Source organism: Paracoccus yeei ATCC BAA-599 (assembly GCF_000622145.1).
GTDB classification, from domain to species: domain Bacteria; phylum Pseudomonadota; class Alphaproteobacteria; order Rhodobacterales; family Rhodobacteraceae; genus Paracoccus; species Paracoccus yeei.
The window spans coordinates 218,378-237,603 of record NZ_KK211403.1; the positions used below are offsets into that span (position 1 = coordinate 218,378).

General features: G+C 69.1%; 18 protein-coding genes and 1 pseudogene. 12 read left to right on the top strand and 7 right to left on the bottom strand.

Annotated features, from left to right (window positions below; genetic code table 11):
• The first annotated feature begins 36 nt into the window (after window positions 1-36).
• On the top strand, window positions 37-972 hold the full coding sequence (gene hemC / locus BU28_RS0120595) for a hydroxymethylbilane synthase (protein WP_028721105.1): 936 nt from the start codon (window positions 37-39) through the stop codon (window positions 970-972).
• Here the strand turns inward: hemC and cbiB are convergent.
• The 3 genes from cbiB to BU28_RS0120610 form a co-directional block, all read right to left on the bottom strand.
• Window positions 969-1,907: an adenosylcobinamide-phosphate synthase CbiB gene (cbiB, locus tag BU28_RS0120600; protein ID WP_028721106.1), complete on the bottom strand. Its 939-nt coding sequence runs from the start codon at window positions 1,905-1,907 to the stop codon at window positions 969-971. The genes hemC and cbiB overlap by 4 nt on opposite strands.
• Window positions 1,904-2,434: a histidine phosphatase family protein gene (locus BU28_RS0120605; RefSeq protein ID WP_028721107.1), complete on the bottom strand. Its 531-nt coding sequence runs from the start codon at window positions 2,432-2,434 to the stop codon at window positions 1,904-1,906. Before BU28_RS0120605 ends, cbiB begins: the two co-directional genes overlap by 4 nt.
• Before the next feature lie 135 nt (window positions 2,435-2,569).
• Entirely contained in the window at window positions 2,570-3,181 is a 612-nt protein-coding gene (locus BU28_RS0120610) for an OmpW/AlkL family protein (protein WP_028721108.1), read from the bottom strand.
• Window positions 3,182-3,430: 249 nt separating this feature from the next.
• On the opposite strand from BU28_RS0120610, the gene BU28_RS0120615 reads away from it, so the two are divergent.
• Both BU28_RS0120615 and BU28_RS0120620 read left to right on the top strand, forming a co-directional pair.
• Complete coding sequence (locus BU28_RS0120615; RefSeq protein ID WP_036763869.1) at window positions 3,431-4,099, top strand: glutathione S-transferase family protein; 669 nt, start codon at window positions 3,431-3,433, stop codon at window positions 4,097-4,099.
• A gap of 125 nt (window positions 4,100-4,224) precedes the next feature.
• On the top strand, window positions 4,225-5,421 hold the full coding sequence (locus BU28_RS0120620) for an MFS transporter (protein ID WP_028721110.1): 1,197 nt from the start codon (window positions 4,225-4,227) through the stop codon (window positions 5,419-5,421).
• Here BU28_RS0120620 and BU28_RS0120625 read toward each other — a convergent pair.
• Window positions 5,383-6,084 (bottom strand): DUF599 domain-containing protein, encoded by a 702-nt coding sequence (locus BU28_RS0120625; protein WP_028721111.1) that lies wholly within the window; start codon window positions 6,082-6,084, stop codon window positions 5,383-5,385. The two genes, BU28_RS0120620 and BU28_RS0120625, sit on opposite strands and share 39 nt — an antisense overlap.
• Before the next feature lie 94 nt (window positions 6,085-6,178).
• On the opposite strand from BU28_RS0120625, the gene BU28_RS0120630 reads away from it, so the two are divergent.
• The 5 genes from BU28_RS0120630 (at window position 6,179) to BU28_RS0120650 (ending at window position 10,924) form a co-directional block, all read left to right on the top strand.
• Window positions 6,179-6,421, top strand: a complete 243-nt coding sequence (locus tag BU28_RS0120630) for an HP1242/YdcH family protein (protein WP_028721112.1) — start codon at window positions 6,179-6,181, stop codon at window positions 6,419-6,421.
• Window positions 6,421-7,866, top strand: a complete 1,446-nt coding sequence (locus tag BU28_RS0120635) for an FAD-linked oxidase C-terminal domain-containing protein (protein WP_028721113.1) — start codon at window positions 6,421-6,423, stop codon at window positions 7,864-7,866. Before BU28_RS0120630 ends, BU28_RS0120635 begins: the two co-directional genes overlap by 1 nt.
• Complete coding sequence (locus BU28_RS0120640; protein WP_028721114.1) at window positions 7,856-8,920, top strand: FAD-binding protein; 1,065 nt, start codon at window positions 7,856-7,858, stop codon at window positions 8,918-8,920. The genes BU28_RS0120635 and BU28_RS0120640 overlap by 11 nt, the downstream gene beginning before the upstream one ends.
• Window positions 8,890-10,290: a heterodisulfide reductase-related iron-sulfur binding cluster gene (locus tag BU28_RS0120645; protein WP_028721115.1), complete on the top strand. Its 1,401-nt coding sequence runs from the start codon at window positions 8,890-8,892 to the stop codon at window positions 10,288-10,290. Before BU28_RS0120640 ends, BU28_RS0120645 begins: the two co-directional genes overlap by 31 nt.
• Window positions 10,291-10,477: 187 nt before the next feature.
• Entirely contained in the window at window positions 10,478-10,924 is a 447-nt protein-coding gene (locus BU28_RS0120650; protein WP_028721116.1) for an Hsp20 family protein, read from the top strand.
• A gap of 94 nt (window positions 10,925-11,018) precedes the next feature.
• On the opposite strand, the gene recR is transcribed toward BU28_RS0120650, so the two are convergent.
• Genes recR through BU28_RS0120665 form a run of 3 tightly spaced genes read right to left on the bottom strand, consistent with a single transcriptional unit; the run spans window position 11,019 to window position 13,736 of the window.
• Window positions 11,019-11,618 carry a recombination mediator RecR gene (recR, locus tag BU28_RS0120655; RefSeq protein WP_028721117.1) on the bottom strand — a complete coding sequence of 200 codons (600 nt, stop codon included), beginning with the start codon at window positions 11,616-11,618 and terminating at the stop codon, window positions 11,019-11,021.
• A complete protein-coding gene (locus tag BU28_RS0120660; protein WP_028721118.1) occupies window positions 11,619-11,963 on the bottom strand; it encodes a YbaB/EbfC family nucleoid-associated protein in 345 nt (114 codons plus the stop codon).
• Window positions 11,964-11,966: 3 nt separating this feature from the next.
• Complete coding sequence (locus tag BU28_RS0120665; RefSeq protein WP_028721119.1) at window positions 11,967-13,736, bottom strand: DNA polymerase III subunit gamma/tau; 1,770 nt, start codon at window positions 13,734-13,736, stop codon at window positions 11,967-11,969.
• 121 nt (window positions 13,737-13,857) lie between these two features.
• Here BU28_RS0120665 and BU28_RS0120670 point away from each other — a divergent pair, with 121 nt between their 5' ends.
• The 4 genes and pseudogenes from BU28_RS0120670 to BU28_RS0120680 form a co-directional block, all read left to right on the top strand.
• Complete coding sequence (locus BU28_RS0120670; protein ID WP_028721120.1) at window positions 13,858-14,823, top strand: serine hydrolase domain-containing protein; 966 nt, start codon at window positions 13,858-13,860, stop codon at window positions 14,821-14,823.
• Between the two features lie 43 nt (window positions 14,824-14,866).
• The gene (locus BU28_RS0120675; RefSeq protein WP_028721121.1) at window positions 14,867-16,678 is read left to right on the top strand and encodes an ABC-F family ATP-binding cassette domain-containing protein; all 1,812 of its coding nucleotides are present in this window, start codon (window positions 14,867-14,869) and stop codon (window positions 16,676-16,678) included.
• An 887-nt stretch (window positions 16,679-17,565) separates the two neighbouring features.
• The gene (locus BU28_RS25170; RefSeq protein ID WP_081791495.1) at window positions 17,566-18,381 is read left to right on the top strand and encodes a type II toxin-antitoxin system death-on-curing family toxin; all 816 of its coding nucleotides are present in this window, start codon (window positions 17,566-17,568) and stop codon (window positions 18,379-18,381) included.
• 585 nt (window positions 18,382-18,966) lie between these two features.
• Window positions 18,967-19,226 (top strand): annotated as a pseudogene (locus BU28_RS0120680) (IS110 family transposase); the annotation flags it as partial.

The window sequence follows — 19,226 nt, forward strand, 5'->3', positions numbered from 1 at the left end:
GTTGTCAAGGGCGCGGCCGGGCGTTAAGCGATGGTCATGACCCAGTTGCCCACCCCCACGAACCCCCTTCGCATCGGCACCCGCGGCTCGGCCCTGGCGCTGGCCCAGGCGCATGAGACGCGCGACCGGCTGATGGCGGCGCATGGGCTGCCGGCCGAGGCGTTCCAGGTCGTGGTCATCAAGACGACCGGCGACCGCGTGCTGGACCGCCCGCTGAAGGAAATCGGCGGCAAGGGCCTGTTCACGCGTGAAATCGAGGAGGCGCTGGCCCAGGGCGCCATCGACATCGCCGTTCATTCCATGAAGGACATGCCGACCCTGCAACCCGAAGGGCTGTTGATCGACTGCTACCTGCCGCGCGAGGATGTGCGGGACGCCTTCGTGTCGCCGGGTCACGACAGCATTTCCCATCTGCCCCAGGGCGCTGTCGTCGGTTCTTCCAGCCTGCGCCGGCGCGCGCAACTGGCCGCGCGCCGGCCCGATCTGCGGCTGGTGGAATTTCGCGGCAACGTCCAGACCCGGCTGAAAAAGCTGCAGGACGGCGTGGCCCAGGCGACCTTCCTGGCGATGGCGGGCCTGTCGCGGCTGGGCATGATCCATGTCGCGCGCGGTCCGATTTCCCCCGACGAGATGCTGCCCGCCGTGGCGCAGGGCTGCATCGGGGTCGAACGCCGCGCCGCCGATCTGGGCGTGGCCGAGATGCTGGCCGCCATCGCCGACCGCGATGCCGGCCTGCGCGTCACCGCCGAGCGCGCCTTCCTGACCCGGCTGGACGGGTCCTGCCAGACCCCCATCGCCGGCCTGGCCGAGATCCAGGGCGACCGGCTGCGCCTGCGCGGCGAAATCCTGCGCCCCGACGGCAGCCAGGTGATCGCGGGCGAGCGCGTCGGCGCCCTGGCCGAAGGCGCGGCCATGGGCACCGACCTGGCCGCCGCGCTTCTGGGCCGCGCGCCTGCCGATTTCTTCGTCTAGGCCAGCAGGGCCGCGGCCAGGGCCAGGCCCAGCAGGACGATCGCCCGCCGGTAAAGCCGCAGCCCCGCCAGCAGGTCGCGCGGGCCCGGGTCGCGGGCGGCGCCGTTCAGCCAGGGCTCGGCCGTCTCGACGCCGTGATAGCTGCGCGGACCCGACAGGCGGACGTTCAGCGCGCCCGCCATGGCCGCCTCGGGCCAGCCGGCATTGGGCGAACGGTGCCGGCCCGCGTCGCGCCAGACGATCCGCGCCGCCCGACCGCCCGCCGGGGCCGAGGCCAGAAGCAACAGCAACGCCGTCAGCCGCGAGGCCGGCAGGTTCACCAGATCGTCCAGCCGCGCCGCGACCCGCCCGAACAGCAGGTGGCGCGGGCTGCGATGGCCGATCATGGAATCCAGCGTGTTGATCGCCTTGTAGGCGGCGATCCCCGGCAGGCCCGCGACCGCCGCCCAGACAAGCGGCGCCACCACGCCGTCCGAACTGTTCTCGGCCAGGCTTTCCAGCGCGGCGCGGGCGATGGGGGCGGGGCGCTCGGGCAGGTCGCGGCCGACGATCATCCCCGCGGCCGCGCGGGCCCCGGCCACGTCGCCTGCGGCCAGCGGACGCGCCACCGCCGCGACATGATCGTAAAGCGAGCGCGTCGCGACCAGCGGCCAGGCCAGCACGCCCAGGACCACCGGACCCAGCGGCCGCTCGATCAGGGCCGCCGTCAGCAGCAGCGCCGGCGCCACGGCCGCGGCCAGCACCACCGCGACCGCCAGCGCGCCGCGCAGGACGCGGTGCCCGCCCCGGTTCCAGCGCCGGTCCAGCGCCGCGATCAGCCGGCCCAGCCAGGTCACGGGATGGCCGATGCGGCGAAACAGCGCCTCGGGCCAGCCGATCAGCGCATCCACCGCCAGCGCGACCAGCGCCACCGTCAGCGTCGCGGACGAGATCATGGCGCGACGCGGTTGACCGCCTCGACCGCCCATCCCCCGGCCGAGCGGCTCAGGATGGTCAGCGACAGCGGCGCGACGGCAAATGACAGCGCGGCGGGTCCCACGGCCAGCGCCAGCGCCGCCCGGACCGTGCCCGCATGGGCGACGATCCCGACGGTGCCCAGGATCTCGGCCAGCACGGGCTGCACCCGGGCGGCCATGTCCAGAAAGCTTTCGCCCCCGGGCGGGCGGTGGCGCGCCAGATCGGCGGGCGAAAGGGGCCCCAGGTCGGGCAGGCCCTCCGTCTCCCAGGCGCCCAGGTCCTGCTCCCACAGGGCGGGCACGGCGCGCGCCTCCAGCCCCATCGCCTCGCAGGTCTGGCGGCAGCGCAGCGCGGGACTGGACAGCATCGGCATCCCCCGCAACTGGCCAGCCAGCCAGCCCAGCGCGGCGCGGTCGCTGCAATCGGCCGGCACGTCGCGGCGCCCGGCCAGCCCCGGCCTGGCCAGCGGCGCGTGCCGCGCGATCAGCAGTCGGGCCTCTTCCATGTCCGTCCCCCGGGCTTGCGCGCCTGCATGGCCCGCCGCCGCGGCCCTGTCAACGCGCCGGCGGGACGCGCCACGGCAAAAGGGGCGCCCCTTGCGGGACGCCCCGTCCGGGTCGTGGTGGAAACCCGGACAGACCTAGAACTTCATCACATAACTGATCCCGACGACGACGGGATCCACCTCGACCTTGCCGATGTTGGTGCCGTTCAGCAGCACGTCGGCGTCGATGTCGATCCAGCGCACATCGGCGCGCACCGCGGCGCGATCGTTGATCCACCAGTCGGCGCCCAGATGCGCGGCAAGCCCCCAGCTGTTCTTGACCCGCAGATCCGCCCCCTCCAAATCCCCCCGGGCGTCCGCGTCGTAGAACCCGGTGAAGTTCACGCCGACGCCGACAAAGGGTTTGAACTGCTCGGTCGCGTCAAAGTGGTACTGCAGCGAGACGACGGGCGGCAGATGCTTGACCGTGCCGATCTCGCTCCCCTCCGAGCGGATCGAATGCTTGAAGGGGAGGGCGCCCAGCACCTCGATGCCCAGGTTGTCACGGATGAAATACTCGAACGTGACGCTGGGCCGGGTGCTGTCGCCGATCTCGGTCGGAACGGTGCCGCCGGCCAGCGTACCGTTGTCGGACTTGGGGTTCACATTGGCCAGCCCCAGGCCCAGCGTCCATTCGCCCTGCGATTGGGCCAGCGCGGGCGAGGCCAGCAGCGCCAGCGCGGCGACGGTCAGAAGATGGTGTTTCATGACTTCCCTCGTATCATTCTTGTGCCACGACCCAGACCGCTTTTGCCGCCCTTCGACCTTGATCTGCGTCAATAATCCCGCGCCGACCCGCGTGCTGCGTCAATCTGGCGCAGCTTTACGCCGGGGCCGCGCCGTGAAAGGATGGGCTCCCGCCCCCAGTGCTTCTTTCTTGCCGAAATATCCCGCGGGGGTTCGGGGGCGCGAAGCCCCCGATGCCGACCGCCGCCCCCATCGCTGCCCGAGGATCCCATGACCGACGCCCCCGACCTGACGCTGTGGCACGCGCCGCTGTCGCGCTCGATGCGCATCCTGTGGCTGCTCGAGGAGATCGGCTGCCCCTACCGGCTCGAACTTATTGACCTGACCGACGGCTCGACCCGGCGCCCGCCCTATGATGCGATCCATCCGGTCGGCCGCGCGCCCGCGCTGCGCGACGGCGACACCACCATCCACGAATCGGGCGCCATGACCGAATGGCTGTGCGAAACCCGCGCCCCCCACCTGTGGCGCGTGCCGGGCGAGGCGGGGCGCCTGGGCTGGCTCGACTGGCTGCATTTCGGCGAAACCCTGTGCCAGCACGTGGCGAACCTGACCCAGCAGCACGTCTTCCTGCGCGAGCCCTCGCAGCGCTCGCCCGTGCTGATCCGGCTGGAGACGGCGCGCCTGTCGCGCGCCCTGGGCCTGGTCGAACGCACCGTGGCCGAGTCGGAATGGCTGCTCAGCGAGTTTTCGGGCGTGGATTGCCAGGTCGGCTATTCGGTCTGGATCGCCGGGCGCTTCGTCGATCTGGCGCAGCGCCCCGCGCTTGCCGCCTATCGCGACCGTTGCGCCGCCCGGCCAGCCTTTCAGCGCAGCCTGCCGGGACCCGAGATGCGCGCGATCTATGACCGCGACTTCTACGACCCGCCCGAGGGTTGACGGACCAGGCTTGCATCCGACGCATGGCTGAACTTCGGAAAGCCCGCCTAGGCGACCGATGGTCGCATCTGATAGCGATAACCTGATTCCATCCCCCCAGATTCCCCCTGCCCGGAAGGTGACGCATGCCGCCCCAGCCGAATCTCAGACTGGCCATCCTTGCCCTTGGCTTGGGCGCCTTCGCCATCGGCACCTCGGAATTCGCCGCCATGGGCCTGCTGCCCTGGTATGCGGCGGACCTCGGCATCACCGACCCGCAGGCGGGCCATGTCGTCAGCGCCTATGCGCTGGGGGTCGTGGTCGGCGCGCCGATCACCTCGATCCTCGGCGCCCGGCTGCCGCGCCGGCGCTATCTGGCGGCGCTGATCGCCGCCTACGGGCTGATCAACCTGCTGGCGGCGCTGCTGCCGGGCTATGGCACGCTGGTCGGCATGCGCTTCCTGGCCGGCCTGCCGCATGGCGGCTTTCTGGGCGTGGCGATGCTGTTCGCCGCCGACGCCCTGCCGCGCGAACAGCGGGCGCGGGGGGTCACGCAGGTCCTGCTGGGCCTGACCATCGCCAATATCGCCGGCGTGCCCCTGGCGGGCGCCTTGGGCCAGGGCCTGGGCTGGCGCTGGGGCTTTGCCTTGCCGGGGGTGCTGGCGCTGATCTCGGCCGTGCTGATCCTGCGGCTCGCGCCCCGCGTCGGCGCCGACCCCCACGCCCGCCCCCTGGCCGAGCTGCGGGCGCTGCGGAACCCGGCCGTCATCCTGACGCTGCTGGTCGGCGCCATCGGCTTCGGCGGGCTCTTCGCGGTCTATTCCTACCTCTCCGCCGCCATGCTCGCGACCACCCAGCCGCCGGTCTGGGCAGTCGCGGTCATGCTGTCGGCCTTCGGCGTCGGCGGCACGCTGGGCAGCATCATGGCCGCGCGGCTGACGATCCGGCTGGGCACCTTCGGCGCGGCGCTGGTCCTGATGCTGTTCATGGCGCTGACCCAGGCGCTGGCCGCGGCCGCCATCGGGGACTGGGCGCTGATGATCGGCTCGGCCTTCCTGCTGGGGCTGGGCTCGGGCATGGTGGTGCCCTTGCAGACCCGGCTGATGGATGTCGCGGGCGACGCGCAAAGCATGGCCGCCGCCATGAACCACGCTGCCTTCAACGCCGCCAACGCGCTGGGTCCGCTGCTGGCCGGGATGGCGCTGACCGCCGGATGGGGCTGGCGCTCGCTGGGCTATGTCGGCGTGGCCCTGTCGGCGGCGGGCATCCTGGCCCTGGGCGCCGCCTGGTGGCAGTCGCGCGCCTCAGGGCAGGCGCTGGAGAATTGCGCGACGCGAGCCTGAGGTGAACTCGCGCCGCAGCGTCACCGCAAGCACCGCCGTGGTCGAGGCCGCCAGCCACAGCGGCCCGGCCAGCCAGCCGATGGCCCCCAGCGCGAAATAGACGCAGCGCAGCCCTGAATTGAAGCTTTTCGCGGCGGTGATGTTGACCTCGGCCGCCTGGGCGGCGCGGGGCAGGGCATGCGGGTCCGTCACGTCGTTCGGGACCGCCCCCATCAGGATCGCGCAATAGCCGAACAGCCGGTGCGACCAGATGAAGCGCAGCAGCGCATTGGCGACAAAGAACAGCACCACCACGATCTTGATTTCCCACATCAGCACGGGAACGTGATCCAGGTCGAACTGCCGCGCGACGCCGGCCAGCTGGTCGGTCTTGCCGATCAGCGCCAGCCCGCCGCCGATGGCGATCAGGCAGGCCGAGGCGAAGAACGCCGTCCCCTCGCGCAGCGTGGTCAGGATGTTGGCGTCAAAGATCCGGGGCGAGCGGGTGACGAACTGCCGCATCCATTCGCGGCGGTATTCCTTCATCAGGACCGAGACCGAGGGCCGGCCCCTGGGCGGATGCTCGACCAGCCAGCCCGAGCCCAGCCAGGCCACGAAAAGCCAGGCGACCGCCGCGATGTCCAGCGTCGAAAAGCCCTGCGGAATGATGGCCGGATTGTCCATGCCCCGGTTCTAGCCCGCGCCTTCGACGGTTGCCAGAGGGTCGCGGCGGGTCTATCCAAGGGGTGGCCCCCTCGGTCCAAGCAAGGAACGCACCATGGCAGCACCGCATGCAATCCACGAGGAATTCCCGAACGACGCCGCGCGCATCCACGCGCTGAAGCTGGGGGACGCGCATTTCGCGTGGCTGCTGGACGAATATGATGCCGTCAACGACCAGGTGGCCGGCGCCGAAAGCCGCCAGACCCCGATGTCCGCCGAGGCCGAGACCGCCCTGCGCAAGCAGCGCGCCGCGCTCAAGGACGATATTGCCCGGCTGCTGGCCAAGGTCGATCCCTGATGCAGATGCCCGCGCCCGATCCGCATGTCCTGGCCCGCCGCGACGCCATCACCGCGCGCCTGCGCCAGGCCGTTCCGGGCGCGGTGATCGACGACCCCGCCGAAACCCGGGCCTATGAATGCGACGCGCTCTCGGCCTATCGCTGCCCGCCGCTGGCGGTGGTCCTGCCCGCGACCACGGCCGAGGTCGCGGCCGTTCTACGCATCTGCCACGAGGAACGCGTGCCGGTGGTGCCGCGCGGGGCGGGGACAAGCCTCGCCGGCGGCTCGATGCCGACGGCGGATGCGGTCGTGGTCGGGCTCGCGCGCATGAATGCCGTGCTGGAAACCGACCTGGAAGACCGCTTCATCCGGGTGCAGGCGGGGCGCACGAATCTCTCCGTCTCGGGCGCGGTCGACGGGGCGGGATTCTTCTATGCGCCCGACCCCTCCAGCCAGCTCGCCTGCGCCATCGGCGGCAACATCGGCATGAACTCGGGCGGGGCGCATTGCCTGAAATACGGCGTCACCACCAACAACCTGCTGGGCGTCACGCTGGTCACCATGCAGGGCGAGGTGGTCGAGCTGGGCGGCCCGATGGGCGAGGCGCCGGGCCTCGACCTCCTCGGCGTCGTCTGCGGCTCGGAAGGCCAGCTCGGCATCGTGACCGAGGCCGTGCTGCGCATCCTGCCCAAGCCCGCCGGCGCGCGGCCGGTGCTGGTGGGCTTCGACGCCTCCGAAACCGCCGGGGCCTGCGTCGCCGCCATCATCCGCGCCGGCATCCTGCCCGTCGCCATCGAGTTCATGGACCGCCCCTGCATCCGCGCGACCGAGGCATTCGCCCACGCCGGATACCCCGATTGCGAGGCGCTGCTGATCGTCGAGGTCGAGGGCACGCCCCCGGAAATCGACGAACAGCTGCGCCTGATCCGCGACATCGCCGAAGGCTTCGATCCCGTCGAGTTCCGCGAAAGCCGGTCCGAGGACGAATCGCGCCGCATCTGGCTGGGCCGCAAGTCGGCCTTCGGCGCGATGGGCCAGATCAACGACTACATGTGCCTGGACGGGACGATCCCGGTTTCCACCCTGCCGCAGGTGCTGGGCGGCATTGCCCGGCTCTCGGGCGAATACGGCCTGGACGTGGCGAACGTCTTTCACGCCGGCGACGGCAACATGCACCCGCTGATCCTCTACAACGCTAACACGCCGGGCGACCTCGAACGCTGCGAGGCGCTGGGGGCCGAGATCCTGAAGCTCTGCGTCGAGGTCGGCGGCTGCCTGACCGGCGAACACGGCGTCGGCGTCGAAAAGCGCGAGCTGATGACGACCCAGTTCAACGCCGGGGACATGGAGGCGCAGATGCGCGTCAAGGACGTGTTCGACCCGCACTGGCTGCTGAACGCGGCCAAGGTGTTCCCGCTGGCCGTCTCGGCCCCCCGGCGCGAGGCGATCCGCAATGCGGCCTGAAACCGAGGCCGAGCTGGCCGACCTGATCCGCGCCGCCCGCGCGCCGCTCTCGCCCCTGGGCGGCGGCACCCGCCTGCGCCCGGGCGAAGGGGCGGGCACGCGGCTCGACCTCTCGGCGCTGTCGGGCGTGGTGCTTTACGAACCCGCCGCCCTGACCCTGGTGGTCCGGGCCGGAACGCCCCTGGCCGAGGTGCAGGCGGTGCTGGCCGAGGAACGCCAGATGCTGGCCTTCGAACCCGATGCGCGCGACGGCTCGACCATCGGCGGGGTGGCTGCGGCCAATGCCTCGGGGCCGCGCCGGGTGCAGGCCGGGGCCTGCCGCGACGCCATGCTGGGCCTGCGCTTCGTCGACGGCACGGCCGAGATCGTCCGCAACGGCGGCCGGGTGATGAAGAACGTGACCGGCTATGACCTGGTCAAGCTGATGGCCGGGTCGCGCGGGCAACTGGGCGTGCTGACCGAGATCGCCTTCAAGACCGCGCCCATGCCGCCCTGCGCCCTGACGCTGGCGCTCCCCGACCTCGACGCGGCCGGGGCCGTGCCGGCGCTGACCGCCGCCCTGACCGGGCCCTATGACATCTCGGGCGCGGCCTGGCTGCCGGGGCAGGGCGCGCTGATCCGGCTGGAGGGGCTGGCCGGGTCCGTCGCGATCCGCCGCCAGGCGCTGGAACGGCGCCTGGCCCCCTTCGGCGCAGTAGCCGAGGGCGATCCGGACCTGTGGTCCCGCATGGTGCCGCGCGCGGCCCAAGGCGACCTGTGGCGCATCCTGTGCCGCCCGTCCGAGGCGCCGGCCCTGCTGGCCGCCCTGCCGCAACCTCTGGCGGTGGACTGGGGCGGCGCGCTGATCTGGGCCGCGCTTCCGGCGGGCCAGGCCCCGGTCCTGCCCGCCTGGTCCGGTCATGCCACCCGCGTGACCGGCTCCGCCCCCCTGACCCTGCCCGCGGCGAACCCGGTCGTCGCGCGGCTCAACGCCAGCCTCCGCGAGCGGTTCGATCCGCGCGGGATCCTTGCCAGCGACGGACCATGCAAACCCATTTTACAGATGAGCAGCTAAGGGATCCGCTGGTCGCACGGTCGAACAAGATCCTGCGCGCCTGCCTCCATTGCGGTTTCTGCACCGCGACCTGTCCGACCTATCAGGTCCTGGGCGATGAACTCGACAGCCCGCGCGGGCGGATCTACCTGATCAAGGACATGCTGGAAAACGGCCGGGCGGCGGATGAAAAGACCGTCAAGCACCTGGACCGCTGCCTGTCCTGCCTGTCGTGCATGACGACCTGCCCCTCGGGCGTCGATTACATGCACCTGATCGACCATGCCCGCATCCATGTCGAACGGACCTATCGCCGCCCCTGGCGCGACCGCGCGCTGCGCTGGATGCTGGCGCGCGTGCTGCCCCATCAGGGCCGCTTCCGGCTGGCGCTGTGGGGGGCGCGGATCGCGCGGCCCTTCGCGCGGCTGATGCCCGACGCCCGGCTTCGGGCGATGCTGGACATGGCGCCCGCGCGCATCCCGCCCGCCAGCCCCAATGACCGCGGGCAGGTCCTTGCCCCGACCGGCCCGCGCCGGGCCCGGATCGCGCTGATGCCGGGCTGCGCGCAACGGGCGCTGAACACGGACATCAACGACGCGACCATCCGCCTGCTGCGCCGCGCAGGCTGCGAGGTGGTGATCCCCCGGAACTTCGGCTGCTGCGGCGCGCTGACCCACCACATGGGCCGCGAAGAGGACGCGCTCCACGCCGCCCGCGCCACGATCCGCGGCTTTCTGGACGCCGATGCCCAAGCGCCGCTCGACGCCATTGTCATCAACACCTCGGGCTGCGGCACCACGATCAAGGATTACGGCAAGATCTTCGCGGGCGACCCGATGCAGGCCCAGGCCGAACGCGTGGCGCGCCTGGCCCGCGACGTGACCGAGTTCCTCGAGGCGCATGGCCTGCCGCAGGCCCGCGACCCCGGCCCCCTGGGCGACGAGGAGCCGCATTTCCCCGACCGCGATCCCGCCGCCGCGCCCGCCGACGCCGCGGCCCCCGGCCTGCCGCACCTGACCCGGCGCGGCCAGGGCATGCGCGTCGCCTATCACTCCGCCTGTTCGCTGCAGCATGGGCAACAGATCCGCTCCGCCCCCAAGACGCTGCTCGCGGCGGCCGGCTTCCAGGTCGTCGAACCGGAAAACCCGCATCTCTGCTGCGGCTCGGCCGGAACCTACAACCTGCTTCAGCCGGACCTGTCGGGCGAACTCAAGCGCCGCAAGGTCGCCACGCTCGAGGCGACAGGGCCGCAGGTGATCGCGGCGGGCAACATCGGCTGCATGATGCAGATCGGCTCGGGCACCGGGGTGCCGGTGGTCCATACGGCCGAACTGCTGGACTGGGCGACGGGCGGCCCGTGCCCGCGCGCCCTGGCTTCGGCGGGGCGCTGAGCCTTCGGGCTTTCACCGTTTTCCAAATACCCATGCGGCCTCGGCCACAGGCGGGGCGGCGGGATCTTGACAGGCAGCGCCGCCATTCCCATCTGGTTTTTCGTCGGAAGGCCCAAGGGCGCCGACGACCTGCCCGCCCGCATCAATGGGGGGCAAGCCTTTGTATCGCTTGGAAGAGGATGCGAACATGCGTAATTTCGACCTGACCCCGCTCTACCGTGCCTCGATCGGCTTCGACCGCATGGCCGATGTGATGGACCGCGCGCTTTCCGCCGACGTGGCCAGCTACCCGCCCTACAACATCGAAAAGACCGGCGAGGATGCCTATCGCATCTCGATCGCCGTGGCCGGCTTCGGTGGCGAGGACCTGTCCGTCGAAGTCAAGGACGGCGCGGTGATCGTCTCGGGCAAGAAGACGGCCGAGGACGAGGGCCGGACCTTCCTGCACCGCGGTATCGCGACCCGCGCCTTCGAGCGCCGCTTCACCCTGGCCGATCACGTCCGCGTCCAAGGCGCGAGCCATGAAGACGGGATGCTGAACATCGACCTGGTGCGCGAGATCCCCGAGGCGCTGAAGCCCCGCCGGATCGAGATCGCCAAGCAGGTGAAGGCCGTCGAAAAGCTGGACGCCTGACGGCGGCGCAGGACCGGGGCTCTGCCCCGGACCCCGGGATATTTCGGCAAGAAAGAACCAGGGGCGTGGCCGACCGGCCGCGCCTTTGTTCGCATCAGAACCGGCGACGCGCGCGCAGGGCGGCGGTGATGGTGCCGTCGTCGAGATAGTCGAGTTCGCCCCCGATGGGCACGCCCTGGGCCAGGCCGGTGACGGCGACGCCGCTGGGCTCGAGCGCCTCGGCGATGTAATGCGCGGTCGTCTGCCCCTCGACCGTGGCCGAAAGGGCAAGGATCACCTCGGTGATGTTTTCCTCGGCGATGCGCTCGATCAGTTGCGGGATGCGCAGGTCCTCGGGGCCGACCTCGTCGAGGGCCGAGAGGCTGCCCCCCAGGACGTGGTAGCGGCCGCGAAAGGCGCGGCCCCGCTCCATCGCCCAGAGGTCGGCCACATCCGTCACGACGCAGATCTCGCCGGTGGCGCGGCCTGGGTCCTCGCAGATCGGGCAGATGTCGGATTGCGTGACATTGCCGCAGACCAGGCATTCGCGGGCGTTTTCGGCGACGCTGGCCATCAGGCTGGCCAGTTGCGCCATCTGGCCCGCGCGCTTGCGGACCAGCTGCAGGACGATCCGGCGCGCCGAACGGGGCCCGAGGCCCGGCAGGCGCGCCATAGCGGCGATCAGGGTCGCGATCTCGTCGCCGCCCGAGCTCATTCAGAACGGCATCTTCATGTCGGCGGGAAGGCCCAGTTCGCGGGTCAGGCGGGCCATTTCCTCGGCCGCCTTACCTTCGGCGCGGCGCTGCGCATCCTTGATCGCGGCCAGGATCAGGTCCTCGACCACCTCCTTGTCCTGCTCGCGAAAGATTGACGGGTCGATGTCCAGCGCGGTCAATTCGCCCTTGGCCGTGGCCGTGGCCTTGACCAGGCCCGCGCCGGCCTCGCCGGTGACGGTCAGGCGCGTCAGCCCCTCCTGCATCTCGGCCATCCTGGTCTGCATCTGCTGGGCGGCCTCCATCATCTTCGACAGATCGCCCATGTCGCCCAATCCCTTGAACATCGCCTATTCCTCGTCCTCGAAGGGGTCCCATTCCTCGACCTCGGCCACCGGGCCTTCGGTCAGCTCATGGGGGGATGTATCCTCGCCCACGGGCTTTTCAACCGCGACCGGGACCGGAGCCGGGCGGATTTTCGTGATCCTGGCGCCCGGGAAGGCGGCAAAGATCGCCTGCACGGTCGGGTTCTCCATCGCCCGCGCCCGCGCCTCGGCCTCGCGCGCGGCGCGCTGCTCGCTGATCGTGGGCGCGCCCGGCTCCGAGACGACGACCACGGCCCAGCGCTGCCCGCCGGTCCAGCCGCGCAGCCGTTCGGCCAGCCGCTGGGCAAAGTCGCGCGGCGCGGTCTCGGTCGGGTTGAACTCGATCCGGCCGGGGGCATAGCGCACAAGCCGCAGGTGATCCTCGACATCCAGCAGCAGCTTCATGTCGCGCATGCGGCGGATCAGGGCGATCACCGCCTCGAAGTCGGGAGAATCCGCCAGCGCATCGGGCGAGACCGCGATGGCCGCAGCAGCGCCGTCGGGCCGGACCGCCACGGGGGCGCGGGGCGCCGCGGCGCGCGGGGCATCGCTGCGGGTCGCAGGCGCGGCCGAGCGGTTGAACTCGCCCGCCGCCGCGCTGGCCTGGACCTTGCGGATCAGCGCCTCGGGGTCGGGCAGGTCGGCCACATGCGTCAGCCGGATGATCGCCATCTCGGCGGCCATCATCGCATTCGGGGCCTGGCCCACCTCCTCCAGCGCCTTCAGCAGCATCTGCCACAGCCGGGTCAGGGCGCGCATCGGCAGCTTCTCGGCCATCGCCGCGCCCCGCGCGCGTTCGTCGGGGCCGACGGTCGGGTCCTCGATCGCCTCGGGGGTGATCTTGACGATGGAAACCCAATGCGTGATCTCGGCCAGGTCGCGCAGCACCGCCATCGGGTCGGCCCCGTCGGCATATTGCGCCTGGAGTTCCGCCAGCGCCTCGGCCGCCGCGCCGCGCAGGATCATGTCGAACAGATCCAGCACCCGGCCGCGATCCGCCAGCCCCAGCATGGCGCGGACCTGGGGCGCCGTCGTCTCGCCCGCGCCGTGGCTGATCGCCTGGTCCAAGAGGCTGGTCGCGTCGCGCGCGCTGCCCTCGGCCGCGCGGGTGATCAGCGCCAGCGCATCGTCGGTGATCTGGGCGCTTTCGCGGCTGGCGATGCGGCGCAGCAGGTCGATCATCACCTCGGGCTCGATCCGGCGCAGGTCGAAGCGCTGGCAGCGCGACAGCACCGTGACCGGCACCTTGCGGATTTCCGTGGTGGCAAAGATGAACTTCACATGCGGCGGCGGCTCCTCCAGCGTCTTCAGCAGCGCGTTGAAGGCGCTGGTCGACAGCATGTGGACTTCGTCGATGATATAGATCTTGTAGCGCGCCGAGGCCGCCCGATAGTGAACCGATTCAATGATCTCGCGGATGTCGTTCACGCCGGTGCGCGATGCGGCGTCCATCTCCATCACGTCGACGTGGCGGCCTTCGCTGATCGCCACGCAATGCTCGCAGACCCCGCAGGGCTCGGTCGTGGGGCCGCCCTGGCCGTCGGGGCCGACGCAGTTCAGGCCCTTGGCGATGATGCGCGCCGTGGTGGTCTTTCCGGTGCCCCGGATGCCGGTCATGATGAAGGCCTGCGCGATCCGGTCGGCCGCGAAGGCGTTCTTCAGCGTGCGCACCATCGCGTCCTGGCCGACCAGGTCGGCAAAGGTCTCGGGCCGGTATTTCCGCGCCAGGACTTGATAGGTGTGTTCTTCGCTCATCCGTCGGCCTTTCGTGACGGCGCAGCTTAGCCGGGCGGCGCGGGGGCGGCAACCGGGCCCGCGCGGTCACGAAAGGGTGAACGGTGCGGCACCGGGGCCCGCGCGGCCCCATATCCCGTCGATGAAACGCCGATCCCTGATCCTTGCGGCGCTGCCGCTGCTCGCCACCCCGCGCCTGGCCCGGTCCGGCCCGCCGGTCCTGCCGGACGCGGCCGAGTTTCCGCAACTCCGCGCCATCGCCCTGTGGCGGGACGGGCGCGAGATCGCGGCCCGGGGCTATGGCGGCTTCGACCCGGACCGGCCCACGAACATCAAGTCGGCGTCGAAATCCATCGTCTCGGCCCTGGCCGGCATCGCCATCGCCAGGGGAGTCTTCAGCGGCCCGGATCAAGGCGTCGCCGCGCTGCTGCGCGCGGACCTGCCGCCCGATCCCGACCCGCGCATGGCGCGGCTGACGCTGGGCCACCTGCTGTCCATGCAGGCGGGGCTGGAACGCCAGTCGGGCCCGAACTATGGCGCCTGGGTCGCCAGCCGCAACTGGGTCCGGGCGGCGCTGGCCGCGCCCTTCGTCGCCGATCCGGGGGCGGGGATGCTCTATTCCACCGCCTCGACGCATCTGGTCTCGGCCATGCTGACGCGGGCCTCGGGGCGCTCGACGCTGCAACTGGCGCGGGACTGGCTGGACATTCCCGGCTTTCGCATCACCGCCTGGGACCGCGACCCGCAGGGCATCTATCTGGGCGGCAACCAGATGGCCATGTCGACGCGCAGCCTGCTGGCCTTCGGCGCGGCCTATGCGGCGGGCGGGCAGGGCGTCATCCCCCCCGACTGGATCGCGCAAAGCTGGCAGCCGCGCACGCGGTCCATCTTCAATGGCGAGCAATACGGCTATGGCTGGTTCATCAGCCGCATCGGCGGGCGGCCGGTGCGCTATGGCTGGGGCTATGGCGGGCAGATGATCTATGTCTTTCCGGGGTCTGCGCCAGTCGCCATCGCCATGACCTCGGACCCCGACCAGCCCTCGGCGCGCACGGGCTATCGCACGCAGCTGCATGCGCTGGCGGGGCGGCTGGTCGCGGCGCTGTAAGCCCCCGTTGACCCTGCGCGCGGGCCAGCCTATCTGGCAGACCATGGCACGCGCACCCCTTTTGCAACTCACCGACATCTCGCTGACCTTCGGCGGCAATCCCGTGTTCGACGGGCTGAACCTGACCGTGCAGGGCGGCGACCGCGTCGCGCTGGTGGGCCGCAACGGCTCGGGGAAATCCACGCTGATGAAGGTCATGGCCGGGCTGGTCGAACCCGACCAGGGCCAGGTCATCACCCCCGCCGGCATCCATGTCGGCTATATGGAACAGGACCCTGACCTGACGGGCTTCGCCACCCTGGGCGATTTCGCCCGCGCATCCCTGGGCGACGCCGAAGGCTACCGCGTCGAGATGGCGGCCGAGGGGCTGAAGTTCGACCCCGACCGCGCCGTGGCCACCGCCTCGGGCGGGGAACGCCGCCGCGCCGCACTGGCCCGCCTGTTGGCCGAGGCGCCCGAGCTGATGCTGCTGGACGAGCCGACGAACCACCTGGACATCGAGGCCATCGGCTGGCTGGAAGAACAGCTTTCCACCACCCGCGCGGCCTTCGTGCTGATCTCGCACGACCGCGCCTTCCTGCGCGCGCTGACGCGGGCGACGCTGTGGATCGACCGGGGCGAGGTGCGCCGGCAGGACCGCGGCTTCGAACATTTCGAGGACTGGCGCGAGACCCTGTGGGCGGCCGAGGACGAGGCCCGCCACAAGCTGGACCGCAAGATCAAGGCCGAGGCCCGCTGGGCGGTCGAAGGCATTTCGGCGCGCCGCAAACGCAACCAGGGCCGCGTGCGGGCGCTCGCTGCGCTGCGCGAGGAACGCGCGGGCCAGATCCGCCGCCAGGGCACCGCCGCGATGGAACTGGACGCGGGCCAGCAGTCGGGCAAGCGCGTGATCGACGCCAAGGGGATCAGCAAGGCCTTTGGCGACCGGCTGATCCTGCGGCCCTTCGACCTGCGCGTGCTGCGCGGCGACCGCGTCGCCTTCGTCGGCCCGAACGGCGCGGGAAAAACCACGCTGATCAAGATGCTGACCGGCGAAATCGCGCCCGACACGGGCGAGGTGAAGCACGGCACGAACCTCGACATCGCGGTCTTCGACCAGGCCCGCAGCGCCATCGACGAAACCGTCAGCCTGTGGGACGCGATGGTTGGCGACCCCGAGATGCGCGTCTCGGGCCGGGCCGATCAGGTGATGGTGCGGGGCAATCCGCGCCATGTCGTGGCCTATCTCAAGGACTTCCTCTTCGACGAGGCGCAGGCCCGCGCGCCGGTGGGCAGCCTGTCGGGCGGCGAAAAGGCCCGGCTGCTTCTGGCGCGGATCATGGCGCGGCCCTCGAACCTGCTGGTCCTGGACGAGCCGACGAACGATCTGGACGTGGAAACCCTGGACCTGCTCCAGGATATCCTGGGCGATTACGACGGCACCGTGCTGCTGGTCAGCCACGACCGCGACTTCATCGACCGGGTGGCGACCACCACCGTGGCGATGGAGGGCGACGGGCGCGCCACGATCTATCCCGGCGGCTGGTCGGATTACCGCCGCCAGCGCCCCGAGGTGCTGGCCGAGGAACCCGCGCCCGCGTCGCGCGGCGTGGCCCCGAGGCCGGGGCCCAAGGAGGCGGCACCCGAGCGCGCCGGCCTCAGCTTTTCCGAACGCAAGCGGCTCGAGGCGTTGCCCGCCGTCATGGAGCGGCTGGAGGCCGAGATCGGCAAGCTGACCGCGTTCCTGGCCCAGCCCGACCTGTTCCAGACCGCCCCCGCCAAGTTCCAGAAGGCGAGCGAGGGCCTGGCCGAGCGCCAGGCCGCCCTTGCCGCCGCCGAAGAGGAATGGCTGGACCTGGCCGAACGCGACGGCTGAACCCGGCCCTTGCCGTCATACCGCCTGTGTACGCCCGGTGTACGCCCGGTGCACGGCTGTCACAGCGAAAACCCCAGCAAACGCCGGGCTTTCCGTTCCCCGCCCTCGCGCCCGGCATCCGCGCAACGCACGCCGCCGTTGCGCGGCCCTTCCCTCATGCCGAGCCTCGAACCCGAGGCCCGCGCCCGAGAGGGCACCGCGCGCGCCGGCGCCCTCACCGACCAAGCCGCCCGCACCCGAAAGGGCGTCATGCACGCTGGCGCAGGACCCTGTCCTCCGCCCGACCCACGCGCGCGAGGGGGCATGTGGCCGACGATGGCAAGGCGGTGGATCGTCATGCCCAAGCCCGCGCCCGCGTGGGGCATGGCGGGATGGCAGGCGTAGGCCGGGGCGGCATGCACCGCCGTTTCGGATGTTATCGCTTCCCGTTGCAGTAACACGGCCGGATGAGTCGAAAAGACCCTTTTCAGCACCCCGGCACGCGGGCGATTTTCAGCCCCGCAGCACGTTCCCGCACCGGAAATGCCTGATTTTCAAGGAAGAAGTAAACTGACTGGGGCGGTAGGATCCCCAGCCAAGAACCTGAAATTACATTTAGAATCAACCGTTTATCTGCACGCCGCGCGCTCGCTGACCAGAAGCATGATGACTGCATGTAGCAAGCATTGGGTCTAATTGTCGATCCCTTGTTTTTGCGTCAAACTGTTATGCCGCGTGCTGTTCACTCTGGAGCCGAGTCGCGGTCAAAAGCGGGTAGCAACGGATAGAGCGCCACATCTCATGGGATTGTATGATGTTGTCGCAAACTGTGAAACGTGAATACTGGGGAGCGACGGCGGCAGAACAGAGGTCGCAGTTAGCTAACGCAAGAGATTTTAGGAGTATTCATGCTTGACAAGAGCGCGCTTTCCGACCGGCTGCACGAAAACTACCTCTATAATTTAGGCAATATAGACGAGATAGACTATTCTGGTGATCGACCGCATTTGACCTGCGAAGATGTATTGGATGCTCATTATCTGATCTGTGATCATTTTCTAAAGCTCGGCGAGGGAATCGCTGGATTCGGACCAAAAGATGTCGGCCTTCTCTCCTCGGCGGTCTGCCGACAGTTAGCGTCCGCGGGGGGATCATTTGTTCACAACGACTTTTGGGATATTGCGTCCTCGCTGATTTTTGGCCTCATAAATGATCATCCATTTCATGACGGAAACAAGAGAACGGCCTTTTTGTCATCAGTATTTTTTATGATGGAACATGGATATGTTCCTTCGGTTGACATAAAGGAAGTTGAAGACTTCACAGTAGAGATCGCGGACTTCAAGCGGGTCAATGGCAGAAATATGCTGGTAGAAGATATCGCTCCGCGCTTCAAAACCATGTTCCGAAAGCAGGACAATAGAATATCATACATCGTGACATTCAATGAATTGCAGCGCCTGCTCAACAATCATGGGTGCTCGATAGGAAACCCGAGCGGGAACTTCATCAATGTCTATGTGGGAGAAAATCGGGTTGCACAGATTGGGTTCCCTGGATGGACCAAGGAAGTATCCCGTAACGCAATATCAACTGTAAGGAAATCCACACGGTTACTTCCAGAGAACGGCGTTGATGCACAAGTGTTCTTTAAGGGTGCTGACCCGTTAAGCGTGCTGATTGGAGAGTATGAGGAGCCGTTGAAGAGATTGGCATATCGCTGAGGAAATTCAGCCTCTGAATGATGTTATAAAAGTGCTAAATGTTAGCACTTTTATCTGAGGGTATTTCTGGTCGGGGTTTCCAAAGGGGATGAGATCCCCTTGGTCCAGCGGAAGGCGTGGGGTTTCGAAAGGGGATAAAAATCCGTTAGGATTTTTCTCCCCTTCGCCGGAAATCCATAACGATCCCCCTCGTGGGGAAAGTTATGGATAGTAGGTTATGATATGGCGAAGCCACCACGGAATCATAAGTCCCCGGAGGGGAACCCAAAAGCCGCGTCCACGCGGCTTGAACTGAATAATGCCAGATCTCTGGCCGGTCAGCGCAAACACGATCTGCGTATCGGCAAACAGCCCGATTATATAGACGAATCCCGGAAAAATCTCAATCGGATTATAATGGAGCCGGACACGCCCGGCGTGATGCGGACGATTTGTGAAGGTCGCCGGTCCCTCCGGGACACACGGCGAAAAATGAAAAAGGACGCCGCTGTGGCGGCCTGTGGCAGGCTCTGATGATGTGACCGCCCCCCCGACGGCTTCGCTGTGCCAGGGTGGGTCTGGGACGATCCACAGAGGGGAGAGGTCATGTCGGAGATTACCACGATCGGGCTCGATCTTGCGAAGCATGTGTTTCAGCTTCACGGGGCCGACGCTTCTGGGCGAGCGGTGCTGCGCAAGAAGCTTCGGCGGGACCAGGTGCTGGCGTTCTTCAGCCAGCTACCATCCTGCGTCGTCGTGATGGAGGCGTGCGGTGGCGCCCATTTCTGGGGTCGTGAGATCGGGAAGCTGGGCCATGAGGTGCGGCTCATCCCGCCGGCCTATGTGAAGCCCTTTGTGAAGCGCCA

Coding starts and splice junctions, on each gene's coding strand:
- hemC (WP_028721105.1), top strand. CDS start 37: ATGACCCAGTTGCCCACCCCCACGAACCCCCTTCGCATCGGCACCCGC.
- cbiB (WP_028721106.1), bottom strand. CDS start 1,907: ATGATCTCGTCCGCGACGCTGACGGTGGCGCTGGTCGCGCTGGCGGTG.
- BU28_RS0120605 (WP_028721107.1), bottom strand. CDS start 2,434: ATGGAAGAGGCCCGACTGCTGATCGCGCGGCACGCGCCGCTGGCCAGG.
- BU28_RS0120610 (WP_028721108.1), bottom strand. CDS start 3,181: ATGAAACACCATCTTCTGACCGTCGCCGCGCTGGCGCTGCTGGCCTCG.
- BU28_RS0120615 (WP_036763869.1), top strand. CDS start 3,431: ATGACCGACGCCCCCGACCTGACGCTGTGGCACGCGCCGCTGTCGCGC.
- BU28_RS0120620 (WP_028721110.1), top strand. CDS start 4,225: ATGCCGCCCCAGCCGAATCTCAGACTGGCCATCCTTGCCCTTGGCTTG.
- BU28_RS0120625 (WP_028721111.1), bottom strand. CDS start 6,084: ATGGACAATCCGGCCATCATTCCGCAGGGCTTTTCGACGCTGGACATC.
- BU28_RS0120630 (WP_028721112.1), top strand. CDS start 6,179: ATGGCAGCACCGCATGCAATCCACGAGGAATTCCCGAACGACGCCGCG.
- BU28_RS0120635 (WP_028721113.1), top strand. CDS start 6,421: ATGCAGATGCCCGCGCCCGATCCGCATGTCCTGGCCCGCCGCGACGCC.
- BU28_RS0120640 (WP_028721114.1), top strand. CDS start 7,856: ATGCGGCCTGAAACCGAGGCCGAGCTGGCCGACCTGATCCGCGCCGCC.
- BU28_RS0120645 (WP_028721115.1), top strand. CDS start 8,890: ATGCAAACCCATTTTACAGATGAGCAGCTAAGGGATCCGCTGGTCGCA.
- BU28_RS0120650 (WP_028721116.1), top strand. CDS start 10,478: ATGCGTAATTTCGACCTGACCCCGCTCTACCGTGCCTCGATCGGCTTC.
- recR (WP_028721117.1), bottom strand. CDS start 11,618: ATGAGCTCGGGCGGCGACGAGATCGCGACCCTGATCGCCGCTATGGCG.
- BU28_RS0120660 (WP_028721118.1), bottom strand. CDS start 11,963: ATGTTCAAGGGATTGGGCGACATGGGCGATCTGTCGAAGATGATGGAG.
- BU28_RS0120665 (WP_028721119.1), bottom strand. CDS start 13,736: ATGAGCGAAGAACACACCTATCAAGTCCTGGCGCGGAAATACCGGCCC.
- BU28_RS0120670 (WP_028721120.1), top strand. CDS start 13,858: ATGAAACGCCGATCCCTGATCCTTGCGGCGCTGCCGCTGCTCGCCACC.
- BU28_RS0120675 (WP_028721121.1), top strand. CDS start 14,867: ATGGCACGCGCACCCCTTTTGCAACTCACCGACATCTCGCTGACCTTC.
- BU28_RS25170 (WP_081791495.1), top strand. CDS start 17,566: ATGCTTGACAAGAGCGCGCTTTCCGACCGGCTGCACGAAAACTACCTC.